Annotated in this window: 15 protein-coding genes; 4 read left to right on the forward strand and 11 right to left on the reverse strand. The window is 44.7% G+C overall.

Features of this window, described 5'->3' with window-relative positions:
- Positions 1-84: 84 nt before the first annotated feature.
- From QUB52_RS23710 to QUB52_RS23750, 9 genes are all read right to left on the reverse strand, one after another.
- Complete coding sequence (locus QUB52_RS23710; RefSeq protein WP_332966775.1) at positions 85-378, reverse strand: DUF3288 family protein; 294 nt, start codon at positions 376-378, stop codon at positions 85-87.
- 556 nt (positions 379-934) lie between these two features.
- On the reverse strand, positions 935-2,215 hold the full coding sequence (locus QUB52_RS23715; RefSeq protein ID WP_265234118.1) for a glycosyltransferase family 4 protein: 1,281 nt from the start codon (positions 2,213-2,215) through the stop codon (positions 935-937).
- Between the two features lie 148 nt (positions 2,216-2,363).
- Positions 2,364-4,016, reverse strand: a complete 1,653-nt coding sequence (locus QUB52_RS23720) for a class I SAM-dependent methyltransferase (RefSeq protein ID WP_332974943.1) — start codon at positions 4,014-4,016, stop codon at positions 2,364-2,366.
- Between the two features lie 169 nt (positions 4,017-4,185).
- On the reverse strand, positions 4,186-5,214 hold the full coding sequence (locus tag QUB52_RS23725) for a class I SAM-dependent methyltransferase (RefSeq protein ID WP_265234120.1): 1,029 nt from the start codon (positions 5,212-5,214) through the stop codon (positions 4,186-4,188).
- A 34-nt stretch (positions 5,215-5,248) separates the two neighbouring features.
- A complete protein-coding gene (locus tag QUB52_RS23730) occupies positions 5,249-10,657 on the reverse strand; it encodes a glycosyltransferase (RefSeq protein ID WP_332974941.1) in 5,409 nt (1,802 codons plus the stop codon).
- Between the two features lie 39 nt (positions 10,658-10,696).
- Entirely contained in the window at positions 10,697-12,217 is a 1,521-nt protein-coding gene (locus QUB52_RS23735) for a methyltransferase (RefSeq protein WP_332974939.1), read from the reverse strand.
- Positions 12,218-12,232: 15 nt separating this feature from the next.
- Entirely contained in the window at positions 12,233-13,645 is a 1,413-nt protein-coding gene (locus QUB52_RS23740; protein ID WP_332974938.1) for an ABC transporter ATP-binding protein, read from the reverse strand.
- 183 nt (positions 13,646-13,828) lie between these two features.
- Positions 13,829-14,677, reverse strand: coding sequence for an ABC transporter permease (locus QUB52_RS23745; protein ID WP_332974947.1), 849 nt, complete (start codon positions 14,675-14,677; stop codon positions 13,829-13,831).
- Positions 14,678-14,862: 185 nt separating this feature from the next.
- Positions 14,863-15,480 (reverse strand): hypothetical protein, encoded by a 618-nt coding sequence (locus QUB52_RS23750; protein WP_442923219.1) that lies wholly within the window; start codon positions 15,478-15,480, stop codon positions 14,863-14,865.
- On the opposite strand from QUB52_RS23750, the gene ruvB reads away from it, so the two are divergent.
- Both ruvB and hemJ read left to right on the forward strand, forming a co-directional pair.
- Entirely contained in the window at positions 15,474-16,574 is a 1,101-nt protein-coding gene (gene ruvB, locus QUB52_RS23755; RefSeq protein WP_265234123.1) for a Holliday junction branch migration DNA helicase RuvB, read from the forward strand. The two genes, QUB52_RS23750 and ruvB, sit on opposite strands and share 7 nt — an antisense overlap.
- A 333-nt stretch (positions 16,575-16,907) precedes the next feature.
- A complete protein-coding gene (gene hemJ / locus QUB52_RS23760; protein WP_265234124.1) occupies positions 16,908-17,483 on the forward strand; it encodes a protoporphyrinogen oxidase HemJ in 576 nt (191 codons plus the stop codon).
- Between the two features lie 123 nt (positions 17,484-17,606).
- Here the strand turns inward: hemJ and QUB52_RS23765 are convergent, their stop codons facing one another.
- Positions 17,607-17,837: a hypothetical protein gene (locus QUB52_RS23765; RefSeq protein WP_332974937.1), complete on the reverse strand. Its 231-nt coding sequence runs from the start codon at positions 17,835-17,837 to the stop codon at positions 17,607-17,609.
- 316 nt (positions 17,838-18,153) lie between these two features.
- Between QUB52_RS23765 and recN the strand changes: the two genes are divergently transcribed.
- Positions 18,154-19,905, forward strand: coding sequence for a DNA repair protein RecN (recN, locus tag QUB52_RS23770; RefSeq protein WP_332966785.1), 1,752 nt, complete (start codon positions 18,154-18,156; stop codon positions 19,903-19,905).
- 76 nt (positions 19,906-19,981) lie between these two features.
- Here recN and QUB52_RS23775 read toward each other — a convergent pair whose 3' ends face one another.
- Positions 19,982-20,170 carry a hypothetical protein gene (locus QUB52_RS23775; RefSeq protein WP_332974936.1) on the reverse strand — a complete coding sequence of 63 codons (189 nt, stop codon included), beginning with the start codon at positions 20,168-20,170 and terminating at the stop codon, positions 19,982-19,984.
- Positions 20,171-20,694: 524 nt separating this feature from the next.
- Between QUB52_RS23775 and QUB52_RS23780 the strand changes: the two genes are divergently transcribed.
- Positions 20,695-23,910 (forward strand): GAF domain-containing protein, encoded by a 3,216-nt coding sequence (locus QUB52_RS23780; protein ID WP_265234126.1) that lies wholly within the window; start codon positions 20,695-20,697, stop codon positions 23,908-23,910.
- Positions 23,911-24,074 lie beyond the last annotated feature (164 nt).

The following is a 24,074-nucleotide window of genomic DNA, read 5'->3' on the forward strand; positions in this document are numbered from 1 at the left end:
TCATCTTTATTTGGCAATTTTACTAGCTTTTTCATTTTAACCCTTTTTTGGCATACTCGCCAAAGTGAGATGCACCCTTAAGCCTTAAGCCCAATCTTCTTGGTCACTTTTTTGCAGCCTGTAAACTTCACCTGTAGCGTGAATTTTACGGGTTTGTTCGTAAAGAGTTTCTTCAGTATGATTCCATTGTTGCAGGGCTTTTTTTAAGTCTGCTTGGATATCTCTAGCGCCGGGAAATCCTCGGTAGCGAATGATTAATCTTGCTAATTCTGATAAATTGCGATCGGTTGCTTCTTTGTCTAATAAACTATCGACGGTAGCTCGATCACGTTTATATTGCGGATGCTGCTGGTCTTGGTTTTTTGGCTCTAAATCCATGTTTCTCTGCTGGTAAATGCGCTTAAATTTTGTTTGAATAAGTTACCGATAAATATTACATAAAATATTACATAGGGCTTGCTGAAAAAGTCCACAAATCGAATCTAGGTGCCAAACAGCTTGAAAAATGGGAGATTCGGAGATGGGTTCCCAAATTTACTCCACAATTTTCCACCGAAATCCAAGGATTTTGAGCCAAAAAACGTCATAACCTTGCACTTTTTTGTGTTTAAAAATTTTGAAACCCTTGACAGTCATAGCTTCTAGTTCTATTCAGCAAGCCCTACATAGGGAGGGCGGTTTTTGCACTCATAAACTCGTTTTTATCATAGATTCTACGCTAAACCAGCCCCTACAAGAACCTACAAGGGGAAAAATCTTTAGTCTGTTGTCAAAACATTCAGTTTGAATAAGTACAATCGATGGCGACACACCCTACGAATATTGTTGCATTGATTGTTCACGCTTTTTAAATTCGACAACAGTCTCTTTCAACCGCCGACTGTTGCGACTTTTTCGGGGCGAACTCGCGTGCCCACCCCACAATAGTTTCCTGCTAAATTCTCACTCCAAAAGATGCGGCTAATTCCCGTTCTGGCTGCATACCAACTGTAGGCGGCATCGAGCGATTTGCTACCTGCTCAATCAGTTGTAGGTGCTGCGGTAACATTTTAGCTAAACTATAGCGTTCTAGGGCGGTTTGACGGGCCTTGACGCGAATTTCTGCCATGCGGGTAGGATGGTCTAAAACTTCGTCGATGCGATCGGCTACTTGTTTCGGCGAGAAGTAATCGACGATTAAACCGTTTTCTCCATCGCGGATCACTTCTCTCACCGGCCCGGTATCCGAACCGATTACTAAACATCCTGCCGATAGAGATTCAATCATCGACCAAGATAGCACGAAAGGTCTGGTTAAATAAACGTGTACGTCGGATGCTTGAATTACTTTTAAATACAGTCCATAAGGTAGCGGCCCGACAAAGTGCACTCGCGACATATCTAGCGGCACTTTTTTGAGCATATGGTCTTTATAAGACTCGCCGTTTGGTAAAGAACGACCATAACAAACTCTGTCTGAACCAACAACTACAACGTGACAGTTGGGGCGGCGTTCTTGCACATAGGCGATCGACTCAATGAACTCTGGAAAGCCCCGATAAGGTTCCATTCCCCGCGATACGTAGGTGACAATTTCATCAACACCGGACAAATCTAAGTTAGGTAAAACCAGTTTAGCACCGGGGTCTGGCTTGAAGTAATCTGTATCTACGCCGTCGTGGAGTACGGATAATTTTTGTTGTAATTCTGGCGGAAATTGCGATCGCTGCCAATATGTCGGCGACAAACCCCAATCACAAGAGTATAAATCGATCAGAATCGGCGCATTTTTGATTCTAATTCTTGCCATGTCGTCAACTGTTAAAGGTTCCGCCGGATCGAAATCTGCATCGGAACCAATGGAGTGATAAAACCACTCGAAATAACACAAAAGCGGCGTATTGGGAAAAGCTTCTTTGACAAACAGTGTCGGCCCCCAACCAGAATGTCCGCAAATCACATCGGGTACAAAACCGTCTGCTTTGAGTTGTTCTGCCATTCTAAATACGGCTTGTCCATAGATAACTGCACTTTCTAAAGGGCGGACGTATTGGTGAGTCTGGGCGTTGGGTTCGCGGCTGGGGGTAAATGCTGCTTTACGAACTCCGGGAATGTTCCATTCGGGACGCTCGTTTTTAGTGCCGAAAACAACTTGATTTTTGGGATCTGCGCCTAAAGCCGTGATAATGTGGCGGTATTGGGCGGGGAAGTTGGGATGGAGAAATAATGCTTTCATTTGGCAGTTGGCAGTTGGCAGTTGGCAGTTGGGAGTTGGCAGTTGGCAGTTGGGAGTTGTTAGTTATCAGTTGGCCCGATTGCGCAGTCGTTGGGTTGGCAGTTGTTAGTAGAAATTCAGTATTTAACTGCGAGTAAAAGCTTTAATTTTACTCCTTGTAGGGGGGCGCTTTGCAGATCCAGACGCAATCTCGCGGTACTGAAGATGTATTTTTTAGGATAATTTCATAGTTTAAATGGTTGAGAAATTTTTCCATGATTGTATCAGTCATTACTGAGAATGCAGTGCCATCTCTGCGTCCCAGTAAGTTTTTGTCCCACTCGCCGGCGAATTTTTGCCAACCCAAATCGCTGAGAATGTTGCCGTGGTGAAAGACGCAAATGCGATCGCCCCGCAGCAGTTTGGGAATGCGTGTTAGGTAGTTGAATATGTCTACCGGTTCTACGTGTACCATTGTATCGTAGCAAAAGCATACATCGGCTGCACCGGGGGTGAGGCCGTCTAATGTTAAACCGTCGAGTTTGACGTAGGAAACGCGATCGTCTCCCAAGCGCGATCGGGCGGCTTGCAGCATTTGAGTGGAAATGTCGGCACAAATTAGGCGATCGCAATATTCTAGCAATAGCGAACCAGTTTTCCCGCCACCGATCCCAATTTCTAAAACCGTATGTTCTTTTTTGATATACGGTGCAATAAATTCCTGTTCGATCAGCGCTTCGTATTCCGCTAAGGAATTAGCCGCACCCGCACCTTTTCCCACCCATTCATCGCCCAAATAAGCGAGTTCAGGATGATTATCTTTCCATTCTTGGGCGTAGCTGTCCCATGCCCCTTCGTAATCTATTTTAGGCTGTATTATTTCCATTGTTTTCGGTTTTTTCTGTCTCAGAATACACAAACAAAAATCACTTGAGAGTCCTCCCGGCAAATCCATTAAGATTTTCTCAATCTCCAGCAATAATTTGACAATTGTTTCACTCTTTGGAGAGCCATCAGAAAGTTGATAGTGATCTAACAAAGGATACATTTCGTGAAGCAATCCCCCACCTGCTTGATTCAAAAGTTCTACATCAAAATAGAATTTCAAGAAAGGAAGTATCAGCTTTGATCTGACTGCTTCCGAAGGATCTTTCACAAATACTTGCTCAATACTTGGGCCAGCAAATGTTTCAGTTGTTCCTGACCTGAGCGTGTAGTGAAAACATTTGTAAATGCGGTTAATCAAATCGAGTTGATTTTCATTATATATATTATAGCAATCTCCGATGTATTCGTTGACAATAAAATATCCATTCGGTTTTAAACATTTCTGAATGGTTGATAAGCATCGTTCTATTTCTTTGACGTGATGCAGCGAACCAGAGCAAAAAACGATATCGTATTTTTGATCTTTATCTAAAACAAACAAATTAAAGTCATCTTGATAAAAATTAATGTCTACTCCCGCGGCGGCGGCATCTTTTCTCGCAATTTCTAAAGAACTTTCCGAAAAATCAAAGGCATCAATTTGAGTAGCCAATCCTAATTTAGCCATCAATATTTCGTGATTTCCAACTCCGCAACCAATAGACAAAAGATTATCAAACCTTCGATCTTTGAAGAATTTATTTACTAGCCAGCTTAACCAGTAACCTTCTGTTTGTCCACCTGATAGCCGATGATTTACAGTTTTTTCAATAATCGGATTAGATAACCAGTAACCGTCCTTTACAATTACGGCTGTTGGGTTAGATTCCCAGTAATTTTGAGCTGTTGATTTTTCAGAATTTTCATCTTCTCTACTAAAGGAATTTGATTGCATACTTTTTTACTTTTGAGTTCGATTAAACGTATATTTTTTGTAAAATCAGCTTGTGTGAAAATTTGAGGGGAAGTGAATCGCTCTAAAATTGTGGTTGCTAGCTATTGACAGGGAAATATCTTCCCGCGTCCCATACAACACAAAAATCACCCGCTAAAGTGGAAACACTCTAAAGCTCTCGCCGCCATCGGCGAACCAAACTTGTTAAAATAAGTTTACCACGATTCGCTTTCCTCCACGTTCCCAGCCACAAGTTTTCTAAGATTTTGAGCTTTTTCTGTCTCAGAATACACAAACAAAAATCACTTGAGAGTCCTGTCGGCAAATCCATTAAAATTGTCTCAATCTCCAGTAATAACTTGACAATTGTTTCACTTTTTGGGTCTCCATCTGAAAGCAGATCGCGATCTAGCAAAGGGTACATTTCGTGAAGCAGACCCCCACCGGCTTGATTCAATACTTCTATATCAAAGTAGAATTTCAAGAAAGGAAGTATCAGCTTTGACCGGATTGCTTTTGAAGGATTTTTCACCAATACTTGCTCAATACTTGGACTAGCAAATCTTTCAGTTGTTCCCGACTTGAGCGTACCGTCAAAACATTTGTAAATGCGATCGATCAAATTGAGTTGATTTTCATTGTATATATTATAGCAATCTCCTATGTATTCATTGACAATAAAATATCCATTGGGCTTTAAACATTGCTGAATTGTTGATAAGCATCGTTCTATTTCTTTGACGTGATCCAGCGAACCAGAGCAAAAAACGAGATCGTATTTTTTGTTTTGGTCTAGAGTAAATGAATTAAAGTCATCTTGATAAAAATTAATCTTGACTCCCGCTGCTGCGGCATCTTTTCTCGCAATTTCTAAAGAAGTTTCGGATAAATCAAAGGCGTCTATGTGGCGGGCTAATCCTAATTTAGCCATGAGAATTTCGTGATTTCCGACTCCGCAACCAACAGACAAAAGATTATCAAACCTTCGATTTTTGAAGAAGCTATTGACTAGCCAGGTTAACCAGTAACCTTCTGTTTGTCCGCCTGAAAGCCGAGAGTTTACAGCTTTTTCAATAATCGGATTAGATAACCAGTAACCCGCCTTGGAAATTACGGGGCTTGGGTGAGATTCCCGGTTGGTTTGAGCTGTTTGTTTGTCGGAACTTTCATCTTCTCTACTAAAGGAATTTGATTGCATACTTTTTTACCATTTAATTAATCTTATTGAACGTTTATTTTTTAGCAAAATATGCTTCGCAGAAAATCTCTGCATAAGCTTGAGTCATCTCCTCAAAAGTATTGAGTGAATCCAAGACATATTTAGCATTTCCAGCCAACTGCTGCCGTAATGATTTATCCTCCAATAAACTCATCAAAGCTGCAACTAATTCATCCGGGCGATTGGGCGTATAAAACAAACCGTTAATTCCCGGTCTCACTTGTTCTTTGATCCCAAAAACTGGCGATGTAATAATTGGTAAATCGCAGGCCATCGCCTCCAAAATCACTCTCGGAAAACTTTCTACACGAGAAGTGCAAACAAATATATCCGCCGCTTTGTAATACTGTCCTGGTTCCCCAGTTTCCGGGACTACCGTCACCCTTTGCCGCAAATCTTCCGGCAATGCGCCCACCATATCGGCTAATTTATTGCTGTAAATACTCGGCCGATCGCCCACAATGAAACACCTAATCTGATTGTGCCATTTTTCAGGCAAAAGCGAAAGTGCTTGAACTAAATCCTGCTGACCTTTGCGTTCGCACACTGTTCCCAGTAGCAACAATACCACATCTTGCGCTGCAACACCTAAAGTTTTTCTAGCCAACTCTGAATTCTCGGAATTTTCCAGTTTGCTCAAATCTAAACCATTGTGAATCACTGTAAAATTGTGGTGGCTATTCAGAGGCAAATACCTGTCCCGCGTTGCATCCGCCACAAAAATCACCTTATAAGGAAAGCGGAAACACTCCAAAGCCCTCGCCGCAATCTCCGAACCAAACCTATTAAAATAAGTTTGCCAAGGTTCGCTTTCGTGCACGTTCCAAACCGTAGGAATTCCGATTTGCCGCGCTGCATCAACTACAAAGAAGTTTTCTAAAGTATTAGCATAAATTGCATCTACTTTTAGACTTTCAATTTCCTTGCTAAAACTGCGGATAGCTTCATCGTAAGCATCGCGCTGATAGATGTGTTCGAGGGGATTGTCGCGCACAATGACTTCAATTCCCTGCTGTTCGTAAGCTTGACGCAGGGGGCCGTCTGTGGTGCAAAGTACGATCGGCAAAATCACACCCTCAGCCGCCAATTTCACCGCAATTTCGTACTGATGCAGCGGCGCGCCCGTGAAATCCAGCGAATTACTGCACATCAAAACTCTAACAGGATGAATAGAATTGTTTGTATTTGCTACTGACAACAAACCAGAATCAGCAAATTGTAACTCTCCCTTGTCCCTTCCATCAGTGACATCAGTGACATCCGTTAAATCCGCTACAAAATCCGTTGCTAATCTTCCTTCTTCCTTCTTCCCTCTTCCTTCTTCCTTCTTCCCTCTTCCTTCTTCCTTCTTTCCCTCTTCCGTCATAAAAACCCTGCGAGGTTGAATATGAAAATACTCATCTTCCAAAGACAAATGAGGACTATAAAAACCATCATTTTTCCCCGCATACTTGCGCCGAAAAGCCGCCACCTCTTGAGGATTATCAGTAAAACCTCTAGAAGTTCCCTCCTTGTGCAACAACTCCGCATCGGGACAATAAACGCACCGATAACCGCGTTCTAACAATCGGTATCCGTAATCGACATCATTATAAGCAACAGCAAAATTCTCCTCATCAAAGCCGCCCAATTCCAAGAACAATTGACGCGGAGTAATCGTGCAAGCAGCAGTTACCGCCGAGTAATTTCGCGTTACCATCGCTTGAGAAAGATAACCTCGATTATCCTTATCCATCAGCTTAAAAGCGTGACCAGCCAAACCGTGATGGAGACCGTGAATTACCCCTGCGTGTTGAATTCTGCCGTCGGGATATAACAGCCTCGCACCGACTGCACCCACAGCGGGAATTTGAGCGTATCCGACCATTTGACTCAGCCATCGCGGGGTGATTACTTCAGTATCATTGTTCAAAAACAACACATATTCGCTGTCAGCTTGTGCGACAGCGCGGTTGTTAATTGCCGCGAAACTAAACTTGCCTCCAGGATTTTTTATTCGCAAAACTTGACAACTTAATTGATTTAAATATTCTAGGGTTTTCGGATCGTCGCTTTCGTTGTCAATGACCGCAATTTGATAATTTTTGTAGGTTGTACTTTCTAGAGAATCGATACAGGCTTTCAGCAATTTAACTTGATTTTTAGTAGGAATAATCAAAGTTACTGACGGGCCATCATCCGGGAAATCCTGGGCAAATATGCCCAAATTTTCTTTGATTGCCCAGGCGTGCTGAGCGACACTTCCCTTAATTTTTCGGCGGTTTAGTGCGTCTTGAATGGCTTGTTGACCTGCGGAAAAACTGGATGGTTTCGCGGCTCCAGATACGGCTGTAGAACCTGGTGCGGTTCGCCAGTGATAAAGCACTAGGGGCAGGTGGGCGACGTGGCGAGAAATTTCGGTTGCTCTTAAGGCAAAATCGTAATCTTGCGAGCCTTCAAAACCGAGCCGCAAGCCGCCTATTTGTTCAAAAATTTCTTTTTTTACGGCGCACAAATGACCGAGATACATATAGGAAAGCAGCAGTTCCGGCGACCATTCTGGTTTGAATTGCGGGGCGAATCGATGACCTTTGGTGTCGATTTTGTCGTCGTCTGAGTAGAGAAAATCGGTGGTTGGATGGGTGGCAAAATATAGCGCGACTTCGCCTAATGCGTCGGGAGTTAGTTCGTCGTCGTTGTCCAAAAATAGGATGATGTCGCCTGTGGCGAGGGCGGCGGCGCTGTTAGTTGCTGCGCTGATGTTGCCGTTTTCGGTGCGAAATTTGATGCAAATACGATCGTCCTTTTGGGCCCAGTCTTTCAAAGTTTCAGCAACCGTAGCATCGGTACTGCAATCATCGGCGATACAGAGTTCCCAGTTTTGATAGACTTGATTGATTACACTGTCGATCGCACTTTCGAGAAAATCTATCTGCGGATTGTACACTGGCATCACCACCGAAATTTTCGGCAGCGCTTCCCCACAGGATTTTAACCGAGAAATCAAGTAATCGCGCGATCGCACATTCCACTGATTCACCTCCAACCAAGCATCATACCTATCAATCGGTTTAGGAACCACAAAACCCGCAGGTGGCAGCAAATCCCCCGGCGCAGTAAACTGTTTTTGCTGCCGATAAATCTTCCCAAACTGGCGCATCACCTTGACAATTTCCCAAGGCATCGGCACAATTCTACCCAGACGCTGTTTTCTCTCCCTCGCCCGCTGCCGAATAGCCTCCACAAAACTCGAAAACTCCTCAAATTTATCAGCACTTCGCTGCCAAATATGGTAACGTCGCACAGTCAATATTTGCGGCGCTTGAAAATACAAAATCTCCCCAGTTTCTAACTCAGCTTGCAGAGAAACGTGCCATTCACCCGGAGGCAAATCGACAAGGGCTTCAAAACCACTTTCCGAACTGTTAACCCAGTCAGGAAACACTTCACCGACATCTTTTCTTCGCAAACCGTAGGCGCATTCTACAGCAGTGTCACCGCACAAAAAGCTTAATTTAGCAATTTTGCGATCGTGGTGACAACACCAACCAGCAAACAAAATTTGACCCTGAAGCTGTTCCCACACCACAGGCACATCTAACGATGCTTGAATCGTTGAAACCAACAGCGGATAAGCTGCCAAAAAATGCCATTTACCACGCTCGTCTTGCGCTTCCAGCAGCACTTCGTGCCGTCCGGGAGGCGCTTGCAATTCAATGGTAAATCCCGATTTATGTGCAGCCGCAATATTAGAATGTGCTAGCGCTATATCGCTTCTTTCTATGCCGTAAACAGCCGCGAAACTCTTGCTTTTAATTCGCGCGCGAACTGCTACAATCTCAGTTTTTGTGTTAAAAACCCAGCCCACAATTAACAGATTGGAATCGCCAACTTGCCAAGTAGTAGGCTTCTCTAAAGAAAAAATAAATTTCGGGAATAAATCGCGGATTCGGCGCTGCAATTCCCACCATCTTTCTCTCAGTTGCCACCAGTAAAAAGACTTGAATGCGGCAAGTTCAGCCTGGATTTTGGCATTTTCCTGGCGCGATTGTGCCAAATCTTGCTGAGTTTGACTTTGTGCTGTTTCTAACCACAGTAACTCAGCTAACTTTTGCTCCAATTTGAATTCTTTTTCTTTGAATTTTACCTGAGTCTTCCCTAATTCTGTTTCTAATTTCAAGACTTTTGTTAAAGCTATTTGAAATTGCGATTCTTTGCCGGCAAGCTGTACCTGAGTTTGTCCTAATTCTGTTTCTAATCCCAGCAGTTTCGCCAAAGCTTCTTGAAATTGCGATTCTTTGCCGGCAAGCTGTACCTGAGTTTGCCCTAATTCTGTTTCTAACTTCAGGACTTTTGTTAACGCTTCTTGAAATTGCGATGTTTGACCGGCAAGCAGTGCCTGAGTTTGTCCTAATTCTGTTTCTAATCCCAGCAGTTTTGCTAAAGCTTCTTGAAAATTTGTTTCTTTTCCTGCAAGCTGTACTTGAGTTTCTCCTAATTTTGTCTCTAATCCCAACACTTTCGTCTGGGCTTGTTGGAATTGTTGTTGCCACTGTTTGAGTTCGGAATTGCTGGTTTTTTGGTGTTTTTCCAGCAAGCGAATTTTTAGCCAGTCTTCAAATGGCCCGACAGATGATGCTGGGAAGTGAATAATTTTATCGCTGGCTAACTTGGATTCGCTGCTGAGATTTCCTGCTTGGATTTCTAACAGTTGATAGAGTTCTAATGCTTCGGGAAAATATTGTTCTATTAAACTCGGTCTATGACTTTTAACAATATCATTGACTAATAAAGATTCTTCAAAATTGTCCGCTGGTATGGCACCTAAGTTAACATTGAATTTGTCGTTGACTCGATCGATAAAAAGTTCGGGAGTGTTACCGATCGGGTAAACGTTGGCCAGCAGACAGCGATCGGGAAAACCTTCGCAAAGTTCTAAGACTTTTTGGTTGTAGTGAATCCACATTTTTACTGCCATTTCGGGATTTTGCAGCAAGCTGACATCCGTTCCCCGGCGGTACAGCGAATCGACGACTTCCCAGGGCGATCGATAAACACAGATAAAATTGGCTTCGGGGAGCAAATTTAGCCAAAAATCCCAAAACAGGGCGGTTCGCGGGTCTTTCCAGCCCCAATGCTTGTGAGTTTGTTGGTTTTGCTCGATCGCCCTTTTAGCAATTTCCACGTATTCCGCTGCTACCGGAATCGTTTTTTCAAACGTACAGCCGAGTTCATCTATGCCGTGCGATCGTAAAACACTCTTGTGAAACTCCACAAAATCAACATTCTCGAAATGACCTTTCACATTTCCGTCAGCCGGGCCAACTAACCTTTTACCAATATCAACCCCGACTTTCTGAAACAAAGAAGCCGTCAAAGACGTACCGGAACGGTGCATTCCAGTAACAATAAAAACCGACGGTTTGCTGTCATTTGTACTCACAATTTCTCTCCCTCCCCCTAATTCCCACACCAATTTTACTCATTCTCCCGCTAAGCCCAGCAACCGCCTGATTTGAAACCAAGAGCTTCTCAGCTTCCAGAATTTGCTGCTTTCCATTGCCACTACTCGATTCTGCGATCGATCGAGTTCTTGCTTGATATTAATTGACTGATTTCTAGTCTTCTCCAACTGCATTTTCACAGATACTAACTGACTTTGACTTTGTTCCAACTGCGAGTGAACTGAAACCAATTGATTTTGAGCTTCTTGCAACTTAGTATGAGATATTTCTAGCTGAGTTTCAGTAATCATTAACTTACTTTGACTTTGCTCCCATTCTATCTTAGCCGCAGCTAACTGACTTTCAAGTAATTGAAGCTTGAGCTGACTAGACCCCAACAAAGACCGCGATTTCCTTTGGCTTAACAGCGATTGCACAGTGCAAGTTTCCAGAATCCATGTCAAACCGTAGTTATTGATTGCTTTGACGGTTAACACATCCTGCGCTGCCACAGTGTTTTTCGGTAAATAACAGTTCCAACCCGACTGCAAAGCCACATCAGTTTCAAAGTGTCCGCCCACATCCGGGCGATCGTAAAAAGGCTCGCACCTCTGCACAAACTCACCGTTTACCAGCACTTGCAAATCCTCAATTTTACCGCCGACATTCACATCAGCCGCCCATCCTTCCAGATACAAATTCTCCTTATTCGTAAAAGCAGCAACATCAATATATCCTTCCGGGTGGTGATTGAATTTCAACTCCGAAAAATCTCTAACCAGCTCATTTGTGACTACATACAAATCCTGAAACCGGCATATCCCTTTTTCGATGCGGTGAACAAAAGCTTTGCCTGCACTAACTCTATCGACAACTTCTCGGACAAACTTTTCAGTTACATAAGTTGTGCCGTATTCCTCCTTATCCAAAGACTGACTTTCGCTCATGGGACTAAACAAAATACCCCGATCGGGCATTTCTGCACCAACAGCCCGCAAACACTCATCGTGAACGCTGAACATCAAAATGCCGTTAGGAGTCAACAAATCATACAAATTTTGCAGCCAATTTGTAAAAGTTCTTTCCGGCATATGGCTGAAAAAAGAATTAGCCAGAATGCAGTCAAACTTTTGGTCAATTAAATAATTTTCTGGTTTTCCCGTCGAAACAATACCATTAACACCCAAGTATTCAGTTTGAAACTTGACCGCGTTAGCATAAATATCAGAAACCCAAATTCGTTCCGGCGGCATTTCCTGAATCAAAAACCGCGTAAATCTACCATAACCGCAAGCAAAATCTAGAAAAGACTGTACATTTTCAAAACCGCCAAAATGCCAATCCACAACCTGTTTCACCGTATCCAGGATGCGTCGCCCGATCGCATAATAGCGCACCAAAGCCCGATCGCGATCGTCCTTAACATTGCTCAAAGCAAACAAATACATTTCATCGTCTTCGCAGATATTCAGTTTAAAATCTTCAGGAAACTTAGTTTGCTCTCGAATAAACGCTTTGATTACCGGATTATTGACTAAATTTAAATTGCTCTCGCTCATTTTTTTTACAGAATTTTAGATAACTTCGGTTGACTGCTCTTTCACCAGAGAATCAGAATTAACAACAGTTAAACACGGTTCGATCAGCAAGTCAACGATGCCGTTACCGCAGGACTCAGTACAAGACTGAACTCTAAACATCGCCACATCAACGCAGCGATCCAGATAAGTTAAATCCCCATCTACCGTTCCCACAACCCCCGCATTCAAAAAATAGACCCCCGGATTTAGCAAACATTTAAACTGAAATTTTACGACAATTGTGGTTCCCGCTTCCACATACCTAACTGACTGAGTAGAAGCCTTCAAAGAAGCACCAGCCAACTCAAAACCGCTAATCGTTTTAATCAACATTCCAAACCTCACCTTGGAAGTTGACCGCGAGAAAGTGACAGAGTAAGTATAAATATAATCTTGACGACCGATCAAGTGATTTACCACATTTCCCTTCAGCGTCTCGATGCGCGGGTTGATAATTTCCGCTCCGCGAGACGGATACCTCACCGTATTCGACGGTATCATTCCCGGATCGTAAAATTCATCATAATGTTCTGGGGATTTAGAGTGATACTGCTCCGGTTTCACCTCCGTCTTTGTGCTGTCTAAATTAGCCTCCTGAAGATTGTTTTCACTGTCTTGCTTTGTCAGTTGGTTGAGAACTCGAATATCTTGCTTCAACCCCAAAACTTTATCTGGATCGGCATAAATTAACTTTTGATACTTAGAAATTACCACCTTCGGCGTGTGAGCGAGGAGTAATTCTCCGCTATCCATTAAAATCGCCGATGTACAAAGTTGCACCACAGAAGTAGCAGCATGAGAGACAAATAAAATCGTGCCGCCACCTTCTTGAATGCTTTGCAATCGAGCAAAACACTTGCGCTGAAAAGCTTCGTCGCCCACCGAAAGCGCCTCATCAACCACCAAAATATCCGGCTCGACGCTAGTGGCAACTGCAAAAGCCAGCCTGACAAACATACCGCTAGAATAAGTTTTGACGGGCTGATCGATGAAATCTCCAATATCAGCAAAAGCAGCTATTTCGTCAAACTTTTCTTCAGTCTCTTTTTGAGTAAATCCCAGTATTTGAGCGTTAAAAAATACATTTTGCCGCCCGGTAAATTCCGGGTTAAACCCGCTTCCGAGTTCCAACAAAGCGGAGACTCGCCCTTTCACATCTACACTGCCGGCGGTGGGCGTCAGCGTCCCCACAATTATTTGCAAAAGAGTGCTTTTTCCCGAACCGTTGCGACCGACAATTCCCAGAGTTTGTCCTTGATGAATTTCCAGATTGATGTCGTGGAGAGCCCAAAATTCGTCAGCGAGTTTTTTGCTGGGGTAAATAATTTCTTTTAAGCGGTCTCCTGGATGATCGTATCGCTTAAAGCATTTAGAAACATTTTTTAATGAAATTACATTTTCTGTCATCCGATTTTAGATTTTAGATTTTAGATTTTAGATTTTAGATTGATCTTATGTCCGCTAGAACAAAAAATAGGTTTGTAGTAAGGAATGCAAGTCCTCATATTTTTTAGTGAGGAATGCAAGTCCTCACTAAAAACACCTTGATGGGGATTTTCCATGTCACATTGACTTGAGATCTAAAACATATTACAGCACGTCAGCAAAAGCGGGACGCAAACGTCGGTAAACCGCAAAACCTGCACAAAATATAGCAGCAGAAATCAGCGTGGCGACACCCCATTCGCCCCAATGCTTGACTTCTCCAAGCAGTATCAGGTCTCGGTAAACCTCGGAGATGGTGGCCATTGGATTGAGCCAAAATATCCACCCTCGCCACTGTTCGGGGATGATTGATGCTGGATAGACGATCGGCGTCAAATAAAACCAAAAATTTAGAATAACACCTAATGTCTGAGGAATATCTCGCAAAAACACGGTTAAGCCCGCTGTCAAATATCCCAACCCCGCGGTTAGCAACAACTGAGGCGCCCAAACCAGTGGCAGCAACCATAAAGTAGCGTTGAGCTTTTGCGTGGAAACTGCTACGATCAGAATCAAAGCTGCTAAACCCAGAGAACTTTCAATAAAAGCTGTCAAAATCGGCACTAGCGGCAGCAAACCGAGAGGAAATACCACTTTTTTGACTAAATTTGGCTGCCCCACCACGGATACTCCCGATTTAATCAAACCGCTGGTGAAGGCACTCCAAGGTAGTAAACCGGCAAACAACCAGACTCCAAATGTAATGTCGCTGTTTTCGGGGAAGCCTGCAAGTTGGAGCTTTACCTTGAGAACGATCGAGAATACATAAGTGTAAATCACCAATTGCGATAGTTGATTCAGCAGCGGCCACAAATTGCCTAGAATCGAGCCTTTGTATTGAGCTTCCAAGTCCCGCCGCACCAATGTTAGCAGCAGATTGAGCTTCGTCCACCGCTGACTACTTGCGGGCCGCCTCCCGCCCGCCGTTCGGGCTTTTTGGGCAACTCCTTTCACCGTTCTCAGCAATTTTTTCGCCCTCGTTCACTACCTTCACACCGAAATCAACTCAAGCTACAATTGTGCAGCTTTTGCTAAACCGCAATTATTCCACAGCCCCGTCGTTTTGAGCAAGCATCTGCTGGAAAAGATCAGACTCGGCGGTTGAAACCGCCGAGTCTTCTGAACCGTATTAGGTCATTTTAGCCGATCGCCTCACTCACTGCCGAACCGATCGCTAGTTTTTGCTCATCGTCGTAGCCCCACCGCTGAAAAAATTCTTCATACTCGCCGCTGGCACTCTGCAAACTGGCTAGCATTTGCGACGCTACAGTTTGACAGGCTGGCATTTGCAGGATTTGAATCAAATTGCGCGATCGCCCCTGCACTCTAGCAGAACCCGCCGCCCTTTCCTCGCTTTGATGGCGCGAATGATAAACAACCATCGCCGCCGACATCGCCAAATTTTTCACCAGCAGTTCTGCTACGATCTCAGGAGTCGATCGCAGCGCCTCGATCACTCCTGGTGACGGACTGTCTGCCACCTTTCCCTCATCCGTCAGATAGGTGACAAAAAACCCCCTAGCACCGTTCGGAGTTTTCACCAGAGAAGCCACTGCTTGCTCGATCTGGGCCTGTGAAAGTCGATGGGCTTCTATTTCCGATAGTAAAGATTGAGTCAGCTCGATCGCCCCCTCAAAAGTTATGCTTTCCGATGCTAATAAAGAAGATGGAATATTCATAAAGAACTCAATAATTGTCAAGATTCCCCTAATAATTGTAAACAATTCCCGCTGCCCGATCGCAAATAAACATGGCAATCATCTCCTCCAAACAACAAACCCCCGACCCAAATCTACCCGAAGACATAGCCCCTGCCCCCCGCAAACAAGCAGCCAAACCCCAGACAGAATCGCTGCTAGAATCCCAAGAACTACCAGACGAAATCAACAACAAACAAGAAGATAAAATCCGGCCCCAGCGGTTAGCTGAATACATCGGACAAAAAGACTTAAGAGAAGTTTTGGCGATCGCAATTGCAGCAGCCAAATCTCGCGGCGAACCGATGGATCACCTGTTACTGTACGGCCCACCTGGGCTAGGCAAAACCACAATGTCGCTAATTCTAGCAGCAGAAATGGAAGTTGAATGCAAAATCACCACAGCCCCAGCCCTAGAAAAACCGCGAGATATTGTCGGATTGCTGATCAACCTCAAAGCAGGCGACGTGCTGTTTATCGACGAAATTCACCGTTTATCTAAAGTTACTGAAGAAATCCTCTACCCGGCGATGGAAGACTGCCGCTTAGATATTACGATCGGTCAAGGAAAAAGCGCCAAAATCCGTAGCATTCCCCTGAAACCCTTTACCTTGGTAGGTGCAACTACCAAAGTTGGATCGCTAACAGCTCCATTGCGCGATCGCTTCGGCCTCATCCAAAGACTACGCTACTATGAAATAGACGAACTTAGTCTAATTGTCCAAAGAACCGCCCAAGTTCTCGACACTCAAATCACCCCAGAAGGAGCCTTAGAAATTGCCCGCCGAGCTCGCGGAACACCTCGTATTGCTAACCGTTTGCTGCGACGAGTCAGAGACTACAGCGAAGTCAAAAAATTAATGCCAATCACCGCCGAAGTCGCATCAATTGCCCTCGAATTATTCAACGTCGATCCGCTAGGTTTGGATTGGACTGATCGGTGTCTTTTGACAGCAATGATCGAAAACTTTAACGGTGGGCCCGTTGGTTTAGAAACTATTGCAGCTTCCACCGGAGAAGACACTCAAACAATTGAGGATGTTTATGAACCTTACTTAATGCAAATCGGATTTTTGCAGCGGACAAGTCGGGGCAGAATTGCCACAGCGGCTGCTTGGAAACACCTAGGTTTTGTCTCACCTAAATTATTGTAGGGTGCGTTAAGTGAGTCCTCGACGCATTCCTATCAAAGAAACCGGGTTTTTCACCTCATCTGCGCTGCTCCAGCGAAAGATTTTCGTCCATCAAACCCGGTTTCTGACCTCTCCTGCGACTATTAAGTAAATCCACTTAATTAAACGTAAAATACTGATCAACCCGGATGCGGTCGGCCTGGGGCTATCCCATGACCGATCGACCCGATTTATCGATCGCAAACAAACCGAGTTTCTTGTACAATGATTGACGAGAAACCCGGTTGCTGGATGCAAAAATCAATAAACATCTGGGAACTCTTTGCCTCTGTGGTTCATTAAAGGTGACAAATCATGGCTTATTTTTGGTTTAAATCGTTTCATTTTATTGGCATTGTCGTTTGGTTTGCTGGGTTGTTTTATTTAGTAAGATTATTTGTCTATCACGCGGAAGCCGAAGAGCAACCCGAACCAGCAAAAACGATTCTCAAAGAACAATATCAAATTATGGAGAAACGTCTTTATAATTTGATTACTACGCCGGGAATGTTTGTGACTGTGATTATGGCGATCGGCTTGATTTCAACAGAACCCGATGTATTGCATGACACTTGGTTACACATTAAGCTAACATTAGTTAGCTTGTTAATAGGTTATCATTTCTATTGCGGTTGGCTGCTTAAGAAATTAGCAAAAAATGAATGCGGTTGGACTGGTCAACAATTTAGGGCGTTAAATGAAGTGCCAACTGTTTTGTTGGCAATGATAGTATTCCTAGCAGTATTCAAGCAAAACTTACCTGTTTCTTCGAGTATTGCTGCCATTCTTGCCATGATTGTATTAATGGTTGTCACCATTAATTTGTATGCCAAAAAACGCCTCAACGACCGACAAAAAAATCTCTCGTCTATTCCCCAACAAGAAGCCTAGTTAAGTCAAAGTTATTCCCCATCTCTTCCTAGGAAATGGGGTTAGTGGGTGTTTTAAAACTATCACCACACAAACAGGGAGGCGATTGTAGGTAAAATTCAGCCCTAATGAGGCAGTATACAATCATAAATTATCCGAAACCAGCCGCAACTCCCGCAACATTTTTTCTCGCTCACGCGCAATCTTAATAGCGGTTTCCCAAGTAAAAGACAGAAAAGAATCAGAATCAATCCGATCTTCATCCAAATCCATAATCACCTGCTTGAAGATATCAAATAACTTTTCTTGCAAAAAATCAATTTCATCTAAGGTTTTCGATAGGCGAATTTGTTGAATAAAATTTAAAATAGCCAAATTAAACTGATCGGCTTGATTTTTTTGTTTCTGTACAAAGCGTGATCGCAACTGCAAAAACCAAGAAGCTAAAAGCGTTGGGCAGCAGAAATTTATTTGGCATTGATGTTAAGACGCGATCGATAATGGCAAAATCAAAAGTATTCTAGTTAAAAATGAAAAGAGAAATCGGGAAATTCGGCGCGCCCGATAGGGGAGGAACGAATGCTCAATGCCCAATGCCCAATGCCCAATGCCCAATGCCCAATGCCCAATGCCCAATGCCCAATTCCCAATTCCCAATTCCCAATTCCCAATTCCCAATTCCCGATTCCCCATGTTAATATCCCTCAGAATAGAAAACTTTGCCCTAATTGACCGCCTGGATCTAGACTTTGGCCCAAGTTTGAACGTATTTACAGGGGAAACCGGGGCAGGCAAATCGATTATCCTAGATGCGATCGATGCAGTTTTGGGCGGGAAAGTCGATCGCCGAGTGATTCGCACCGGAGCAACGCGGGCAATATTAGAGGCTACCTTTGAATTGGACAAAGCCGCGGCTTTGTGGCTGGGCGAGCAAGAAATCGAACCCATAGACGGCAATTTAGCCGTTTGCAGCCGGGAAATTAACGTATCTAGCGGTGCTCTGCGCAGTCGATCGCGCTTGAACGGAATTCTCGTCAATCGGCCGTTAATGGAGCAACTGCGCGATCGCCTCGTCGAAATTACCGCCCAAGGTCAAACCGTCCACCTCGGACAAGAAACCCTGCAACGAGAATGGCTCGATTTATACGGCGGCAAAAAACTCACTGAGGCGCGTGAGACAATCACCGCAGCGTGGCTAGGAACCAGCACCGCCAAAACAGCCCTCAAACGCAGACGACAATCAGAACAACAGCGCCTACAAAGACTTGATTTACTACAATACCAAGTCGGAGAACTCAGCGAAGCCCACATCGAAGACCCCAGCGAACTCGAACACCTAGAACAAGAATCAATCCGCCTGGGCCACATCGTCGAATTGCAGCAGCAGAGTTACAAAGTTCACCAAGCCCTTTACCAAAACGACGGCGACAGCGCATCAGCCGCCGACTTGTTGAGCAAAGCCGAACTAATTTTAAACGACATGGTAGTTTACGATGCCCAGTTGCAACCAATCCTCGAAATGGTCAGCGATGCTTTAGCCCAAGCCACAGAAGCCAGCAGCCAAATTAGCAGCTACGGCGAACGATTAGAAGCAGATCCCGAAAGACTCGAAGAAGTAGAAGACAGGATTCGCGAACTTAAACAAATTTGCCGCAAATACGGGCCGCTCTCTGAAGCGATCGCCTACTACCACAGCATCCAAAACGAATTAAACGAACTTTTAGAAGGAGGCGAGTCAATGGAAGCCTTAGAACTCGCATATCAGACCGCATTAGAGCAATTAAAAGACGCTTGCAGCCACCTCACCATCCTGCGGCGCGAAGCAGCCATCAAACTCGAAACCCATCTAGTAGCAGAACTTAAGCCGTTAGCAATGGAAAAAGTGCAATTTCAAGTTGCAATCTCGCCTTGTACTCCAACCGCCACCGGTGCTGACCAAATCGCCTTTTGTTTCAGCCCCAATCCGGGGGAACCTCTACAACCCTTGGGGGCGATCGCCTCCGGGGGAGAAATGAGCCGCTTTCTGCTGGCTATCAAAGCCTGTTTTTCCCAAATCGAAAGTGCGGGTACGCTGATTTTTGACGAAATTGACACCGGAGTCTCCGGGAGAGTCGCCAGTGCGATCGCCAAAAAGCTTTATCAACTCTCCGACAAAAACCAAGTTTTGTGCGTCACCCACCAGCCTTTGATTGCCGCGATGGCTGATTTTCATTTTCGGGTGAACAAAGAAACAATTGAAGCAGAATCAACTATCGGTCAAGCAGCCAACTCCGAACCGGGTGAACGGACGGTAGTTAGAGTTGCGGCCCTCAACAGCCAGCAGCGACGGGAAGAACTCGCCCAACTCGCCAGTGGCAGATCTGCCACAGAGGCGATCGCCTTTGCCGAATCCCTGCTTGTTGAAGCCGCCGGATTGCGGCAAAGTCAGTCCGCCAAACCTTGAAAGTAGCAGAATTGCTCCCGAATCGGCAATCAACAATAGTCTTGTACTCTCCCAAACGGGTGTTCTTAAATCTGATTCAGGGTTTCAAGGAAGTTAGGAGAGTTAAAAAAACAGTTTCAACGCCCAAAACTGCCAAAAAATCTCCAACCGACAACGGACGATCGAACAGCGTCAAACTCAGTCCCTGAAAACCCGATCCGACTTTCCAGGCGATCGGGGGGTCAAAAGGCGGAGTTTTTTGGGAGCCGGAGGTTACACTGAACATAGCAACCGCAAACCTTACAAAAAAAGCTCACAGCCCCCTGATGTTAGTTCCGGGATGCCAGCGTATAGCAAAATTGACAGAAATTCTAGTTAAAAACCACAATTGTGTACAGAAGGGCACACATCACTAACAACTGGTGGTGTCACAATTGCGGCTATTCCTATCAAGCCATCCCTTTTTCAATGCCACAGCACGCATTCCTGTTCCTGCGGGCGATCGGCTCTTCGACAGCCCAAACCTACTTCAACCGGGTGCGCACAAGGCCAAAATCAGTTAATAAACCATTAAAACACCATTCGCAATCTCTAAAAAGATTCCAGCAATTGCACAGCGGCCTTACCGACTGACTCGCAGTTGAGCAGCAATTTCAACAGAAATCCCCTTGCCCAAGGCCCCGACTTCTGTAAACTGGGAAATAGTTTCACAGATACTTCAGTCTTGTGCGACCTGTGACCCAAAAAATGAACTTGCCCGCTGTCCTAGCTTAGACTAACCCTTACACTAATAAGCTTCTGTAAAGGTCTATGAATTCTCCTGCATCTTCCACCAATTACTCTTCTCTCGACAACGTGATAGATGTCACTCCTATCGGCAGTGAAAATAATCATCAAGAACGCTACTCCGCCCCTACGCCTCCGCCCCCTCCTCCTGTTGCTGCCCCTGCTAGCAGTGCCATTATCCCGCGGCAAGGAGTCACCAACATTCTTGCCAACCTAAATAAGGAAAGTTCCGTAGCAGCAGTTAAGGAAGTAGAAGAAAAACTTAAGGTTGTCAATCAAACCCTGGGAATGCTCGACAACATCCTGGAGAGCGAGGGATTTGACGCTATCCTCAATGATATGTTGCAGTCGATTACCCTCAAAACAGGGGAATTACTGAGTGCCGATCGCACCACGATATTTTTATTAGACGACAACAAAAGTGAACTCTGGGCGCTCGTCGCTAAAAACGAAAAGGGCGAAAGCATAGAAATCAGATTTCCCGCCCACGTGGGTATTGCCGGAGAAGTAGCCACGGAGAAAAAAGTGGTTAACATCCCTTACGATTTTTACAACGACTCGCGATCGGCTAACGCCAAAAAAACCGATGAAATAACGGGCTACCGCACTTATACGATGCTGGCAATGCCCCTGGTAAAGGAAGAAACAAACGAGTTAGTAGCTGTCGTTCAACTGATTAATAAATTAAAACCGAATCACGACAATCACAGTACAATTCACGAAAAAATCGACACGAGTGGATTCACGGAAGAAGACGAACGAGTTTTCAATGAATTTGCTCCCTCAATTCGTCTGATTCTCGAATCCTCCAAATCTTTCTACGCAGCAACTCAGAGACAGCGGGCCGCCACGGCGCTGATGAATGCCGTAAACGCTCTTTCTAAGAGCAGTCTCGACTTAGAAGATACCCTAAAAAGGGTGATGGATCAGGCAAAAGAACTCATGAATGCCGATCGCAGCACCCTGTGGCTGATCGACGAAGATAAAAATGAACTGTGGACGAAACTCCCCAACATCGAAGGCAAACTTACAGAAATTCGCATACCCAGAACCGCAGGTTTTGCAGGCATAGTTGCCCAATCCAGCGAACCGCTGCTGATTCCCTTTGACGTGTACAACGACCCCCGCGCCGCCGTTGCCCGAGCAACCGACGAAAAAACAGGCTACCGCACTTGCAGTATGCTGTGTATGCCAGTGTTTAACTCAGACCAAAAATTGATTGGAGTTACACAGTTAGTCAACAAAAAACGACAAGGAGAATTCCCTCCCTACAACCCAGCAGATTGGCCGCACGCCCCCGAACAGTGGAAAGCGAGTTTCAATAAAAACGATTTGGAATTCATGAAGTCGTTTAACATCCAAGCCGGAGTGGCGCTGCAAAATGCCAAACTGTTTGCAGAAGTCAAACAGCAAGAACAAAGACAAAAAGATATGCTGCACGCCCTCACTAACGGCGTCATTTCTACCGATAAAAAAGGCAATATAGTAGCGACCAATCCCAGTGCCAAAAAATTATTACTGGGTGAGAGCAAGACCGAATTAGCCGAAGGTCAATCTTTGCGCGAGTTAATTAAGTTAGAAAAAGGCGATTTTGCCAAGTGGTTCGATGCGTCTTTGTCTCCCAAAAACGATAAAGATCGCCAGCAGTATTACCCGGATCGAGTTTTGCTTTCCTGTGAAGGAAAACCGCAGAGTATCAATCTCTCGATTAACTCAATGACGGATGCTACTGACTCCAACAAGGTCAACGGTGCATTAGTCGTTATGGAAGATATTAGCGAGGCCAAGCAAGTCAAAAACTTGATGTACCGTTATATGACCCCCGAAGTAGCCGAAGCGCTGTTAGCTTCAGGGGATCATGGATTGGGCGGCAAGCGTAAAAACGTTTCGGTGCTGTTCTCAGATATTCGCGGGTATACCACACTTACGGAAAAATTGCAAGCCGAAGAAGTGGTGGTGATGCTCAACAAATATTTTGAAGTGATGGTAGATGTTGTATTCGAGTACGGAGGCACTCTCGACAAATACATTGGCGATGCTCTGATGGCAGTTTTCGGCTCTCCGGCGCCCCTAGAAGATCATGCTTGGTGCGCGATGCAAACCGCCGTGAAAATGCGATCAGAACTGAACAAATTCAATGAAGAGCGCATAGCTAATGGCGAGTTGCCAATCAGTATCGGTATGGGCATACATTCCGATCAAGTTGTCAGCGGCAACATCGGCTCAAGTAAGCGCATGGAATTGACTTCTATCGGAGACGGCGTAAACCTCGCCTCTCGCTTAGAAGGCGCTAGCAAGCAGTACGGCACTGACTTGATCATCAGCGACAATACCTACAAAGAATACAAAGAGCGACTCCACGTGCGGGAACTAGACTTTATTACCGTTAAAGGCAAAAGCGAACCCGTAATCGTTTATGAACTTGTCGGCATCTGCAAGGGATACTCAGCAGTTGGCGACGACCTCAACGACACACAGCAACAAGTTGTAGAACATTACAATAAGGCTCGCGAACATTACAAGACACCAGTCACTCAAAAACTAACCGATGATGAGGTGAAAAAAATCTTAGATAATGTCGCGCAAATGCCGGAGCCAGAAATTAAGAAACTTTCCTACAGTGTTGAGAAACAGTTGGAACAGGAACTTAAAAAGTTGTTACATCAACTGAAAAAGCTGTCAGAGTACGATTCCAAAAATCTGTCCGAAGCAGACAAACTGATCGTGCTGTTGCAGCCAGAAATCCAACTGCTGAAATTGGAAGGTCTCAAAAACCTCTCGGAAGATGAAGCCAAAATTCTGCTGCAAGCAAAAATTAAGCAGCTATCAGCAGATGAGGTGAAAAACTTGCAAGAGGGCGAAGTCAAAAAACTGTTGGAAGCAGATATCTTAGAACCGTCAAATCCCAAAATTAAGAGGCTGAAACCCGCAGAGATTAGGCAGCTATTGCAGGCTAAAATTAAAAGCCGGGCCTCCCAGACAGTTGCAGAAAAGTTAGATGAGGAATTTGAAAATCTGGGATTAGATCGCGTCAAAAAACTCCTCGGCGAGTTTAAGAAAGCTTTAGAACCAAAAGCCAAGCAAGCTTTTAGAGAGGCGGAACACGAATTTAACCTCGTTCTGGAAGTTGAACCCAAAAACAAGGCAGCTAAATTACACGTCGATCGCTGTGGGCTATATAAGCTCAGCCCTCCCGACGTACTAAACTGGGACGGGGTGTGGAATCTCACAGAAAAATAGCAGCGGCGCCTGGGTGCGGACGGGGCGATCGCGATCGCCCCGCCCTCCCATCCGACCAATTAACATTAATATCCTGTTGGGGCAATTTTAAATCAGCTCTAACAGGTATGATTGTTAGATAACCAGACGTGGACTGAGGCTTTGCCTCGCGATCGCCAGATACC

The sequence above is a fragment of the Microcoleus sp. A6-C6 genome (genome assembly GCF_036705955.1).
GTDB lineage: Bacteria > Cyanobacteriota > Cyanobacteriia > Cyanobacteriales > Microcoleaceae > Microcoleus.

Coding starts and splice junctions, on each gene's coding strand:
- QUB52_RS23780 (WP_265234126.1), top strand. CDS start 20,695: ATGAATTCTCCTGCATCTTCCACCAATTACTCTTCTCTCGACAACGTG.
- QUB52_RS23735 (WP_332974939.1), bottom strand. CDS start 12,217: ATGAGCGAGAGCAATTTAAATTTAGTCAATAATCCGGTAATCAAAGCG.
- QUB52_RS23720 (WP_332974943.1), bottom strand. CDS start 4,016: ATGCAATCAAATTCCTTTAGTAGAGAAGATGAAAATTCTGAAAAATCA.
- ruvB (WP_265234123.1), top strand. CDS start 15,474: ATGGCAATCATCTCCTCCAAACAACAAACCCCCGACCCAAATCTACCC.
- QUB52_RS23775 (WP_332974936.1), bottom strand. CDS start 20,170: ATGTTCAGTGTAACCTCCGGCTCCCAAAAAACTCCGCCTTTTGACCCC.
- recN (WP_332966785.1), top strand. CDS start 18,154: ATGTTAATATCCCTCAGAATAGAAAACTTTGCCCTAATTGACCGCCTG.
- hemJ (WP_265234124.1), top strand. CDS start 16,908: ATGGCTTATTTTTGGTTTAAATCGTTTCATTTTATTGGCATTGTCGTT.
- QUB52_RS23715 (WP_265234118.1), bottom strand. CDS start 2,215: ATGAAAGCATTATTTCTCCATCCCAACTTCCCCGCCCAATACCGCCAC.
- QUB52_RS23740 (WP_332974938.1), bottom strand. CDS start 13,645: ATGACAGAAAATGTAATTTCATTAAAAAATGTTTCTAAATGCTTTAAG.
- QUB52_RS23710 (WP_332966775.1), bottom strand. CDS start 378: ATGGATTTAGAGCCAAAAAACCAAGACCAGCAGCATCCGCAATATAAA.
- QUB52_RS23725 (WP_265234120.1), bottom strand. CDS start 5,214: ATGCAATCAAATTCCTTTAGTAGAGAAGATGAAAGTTCCGACAAACAA.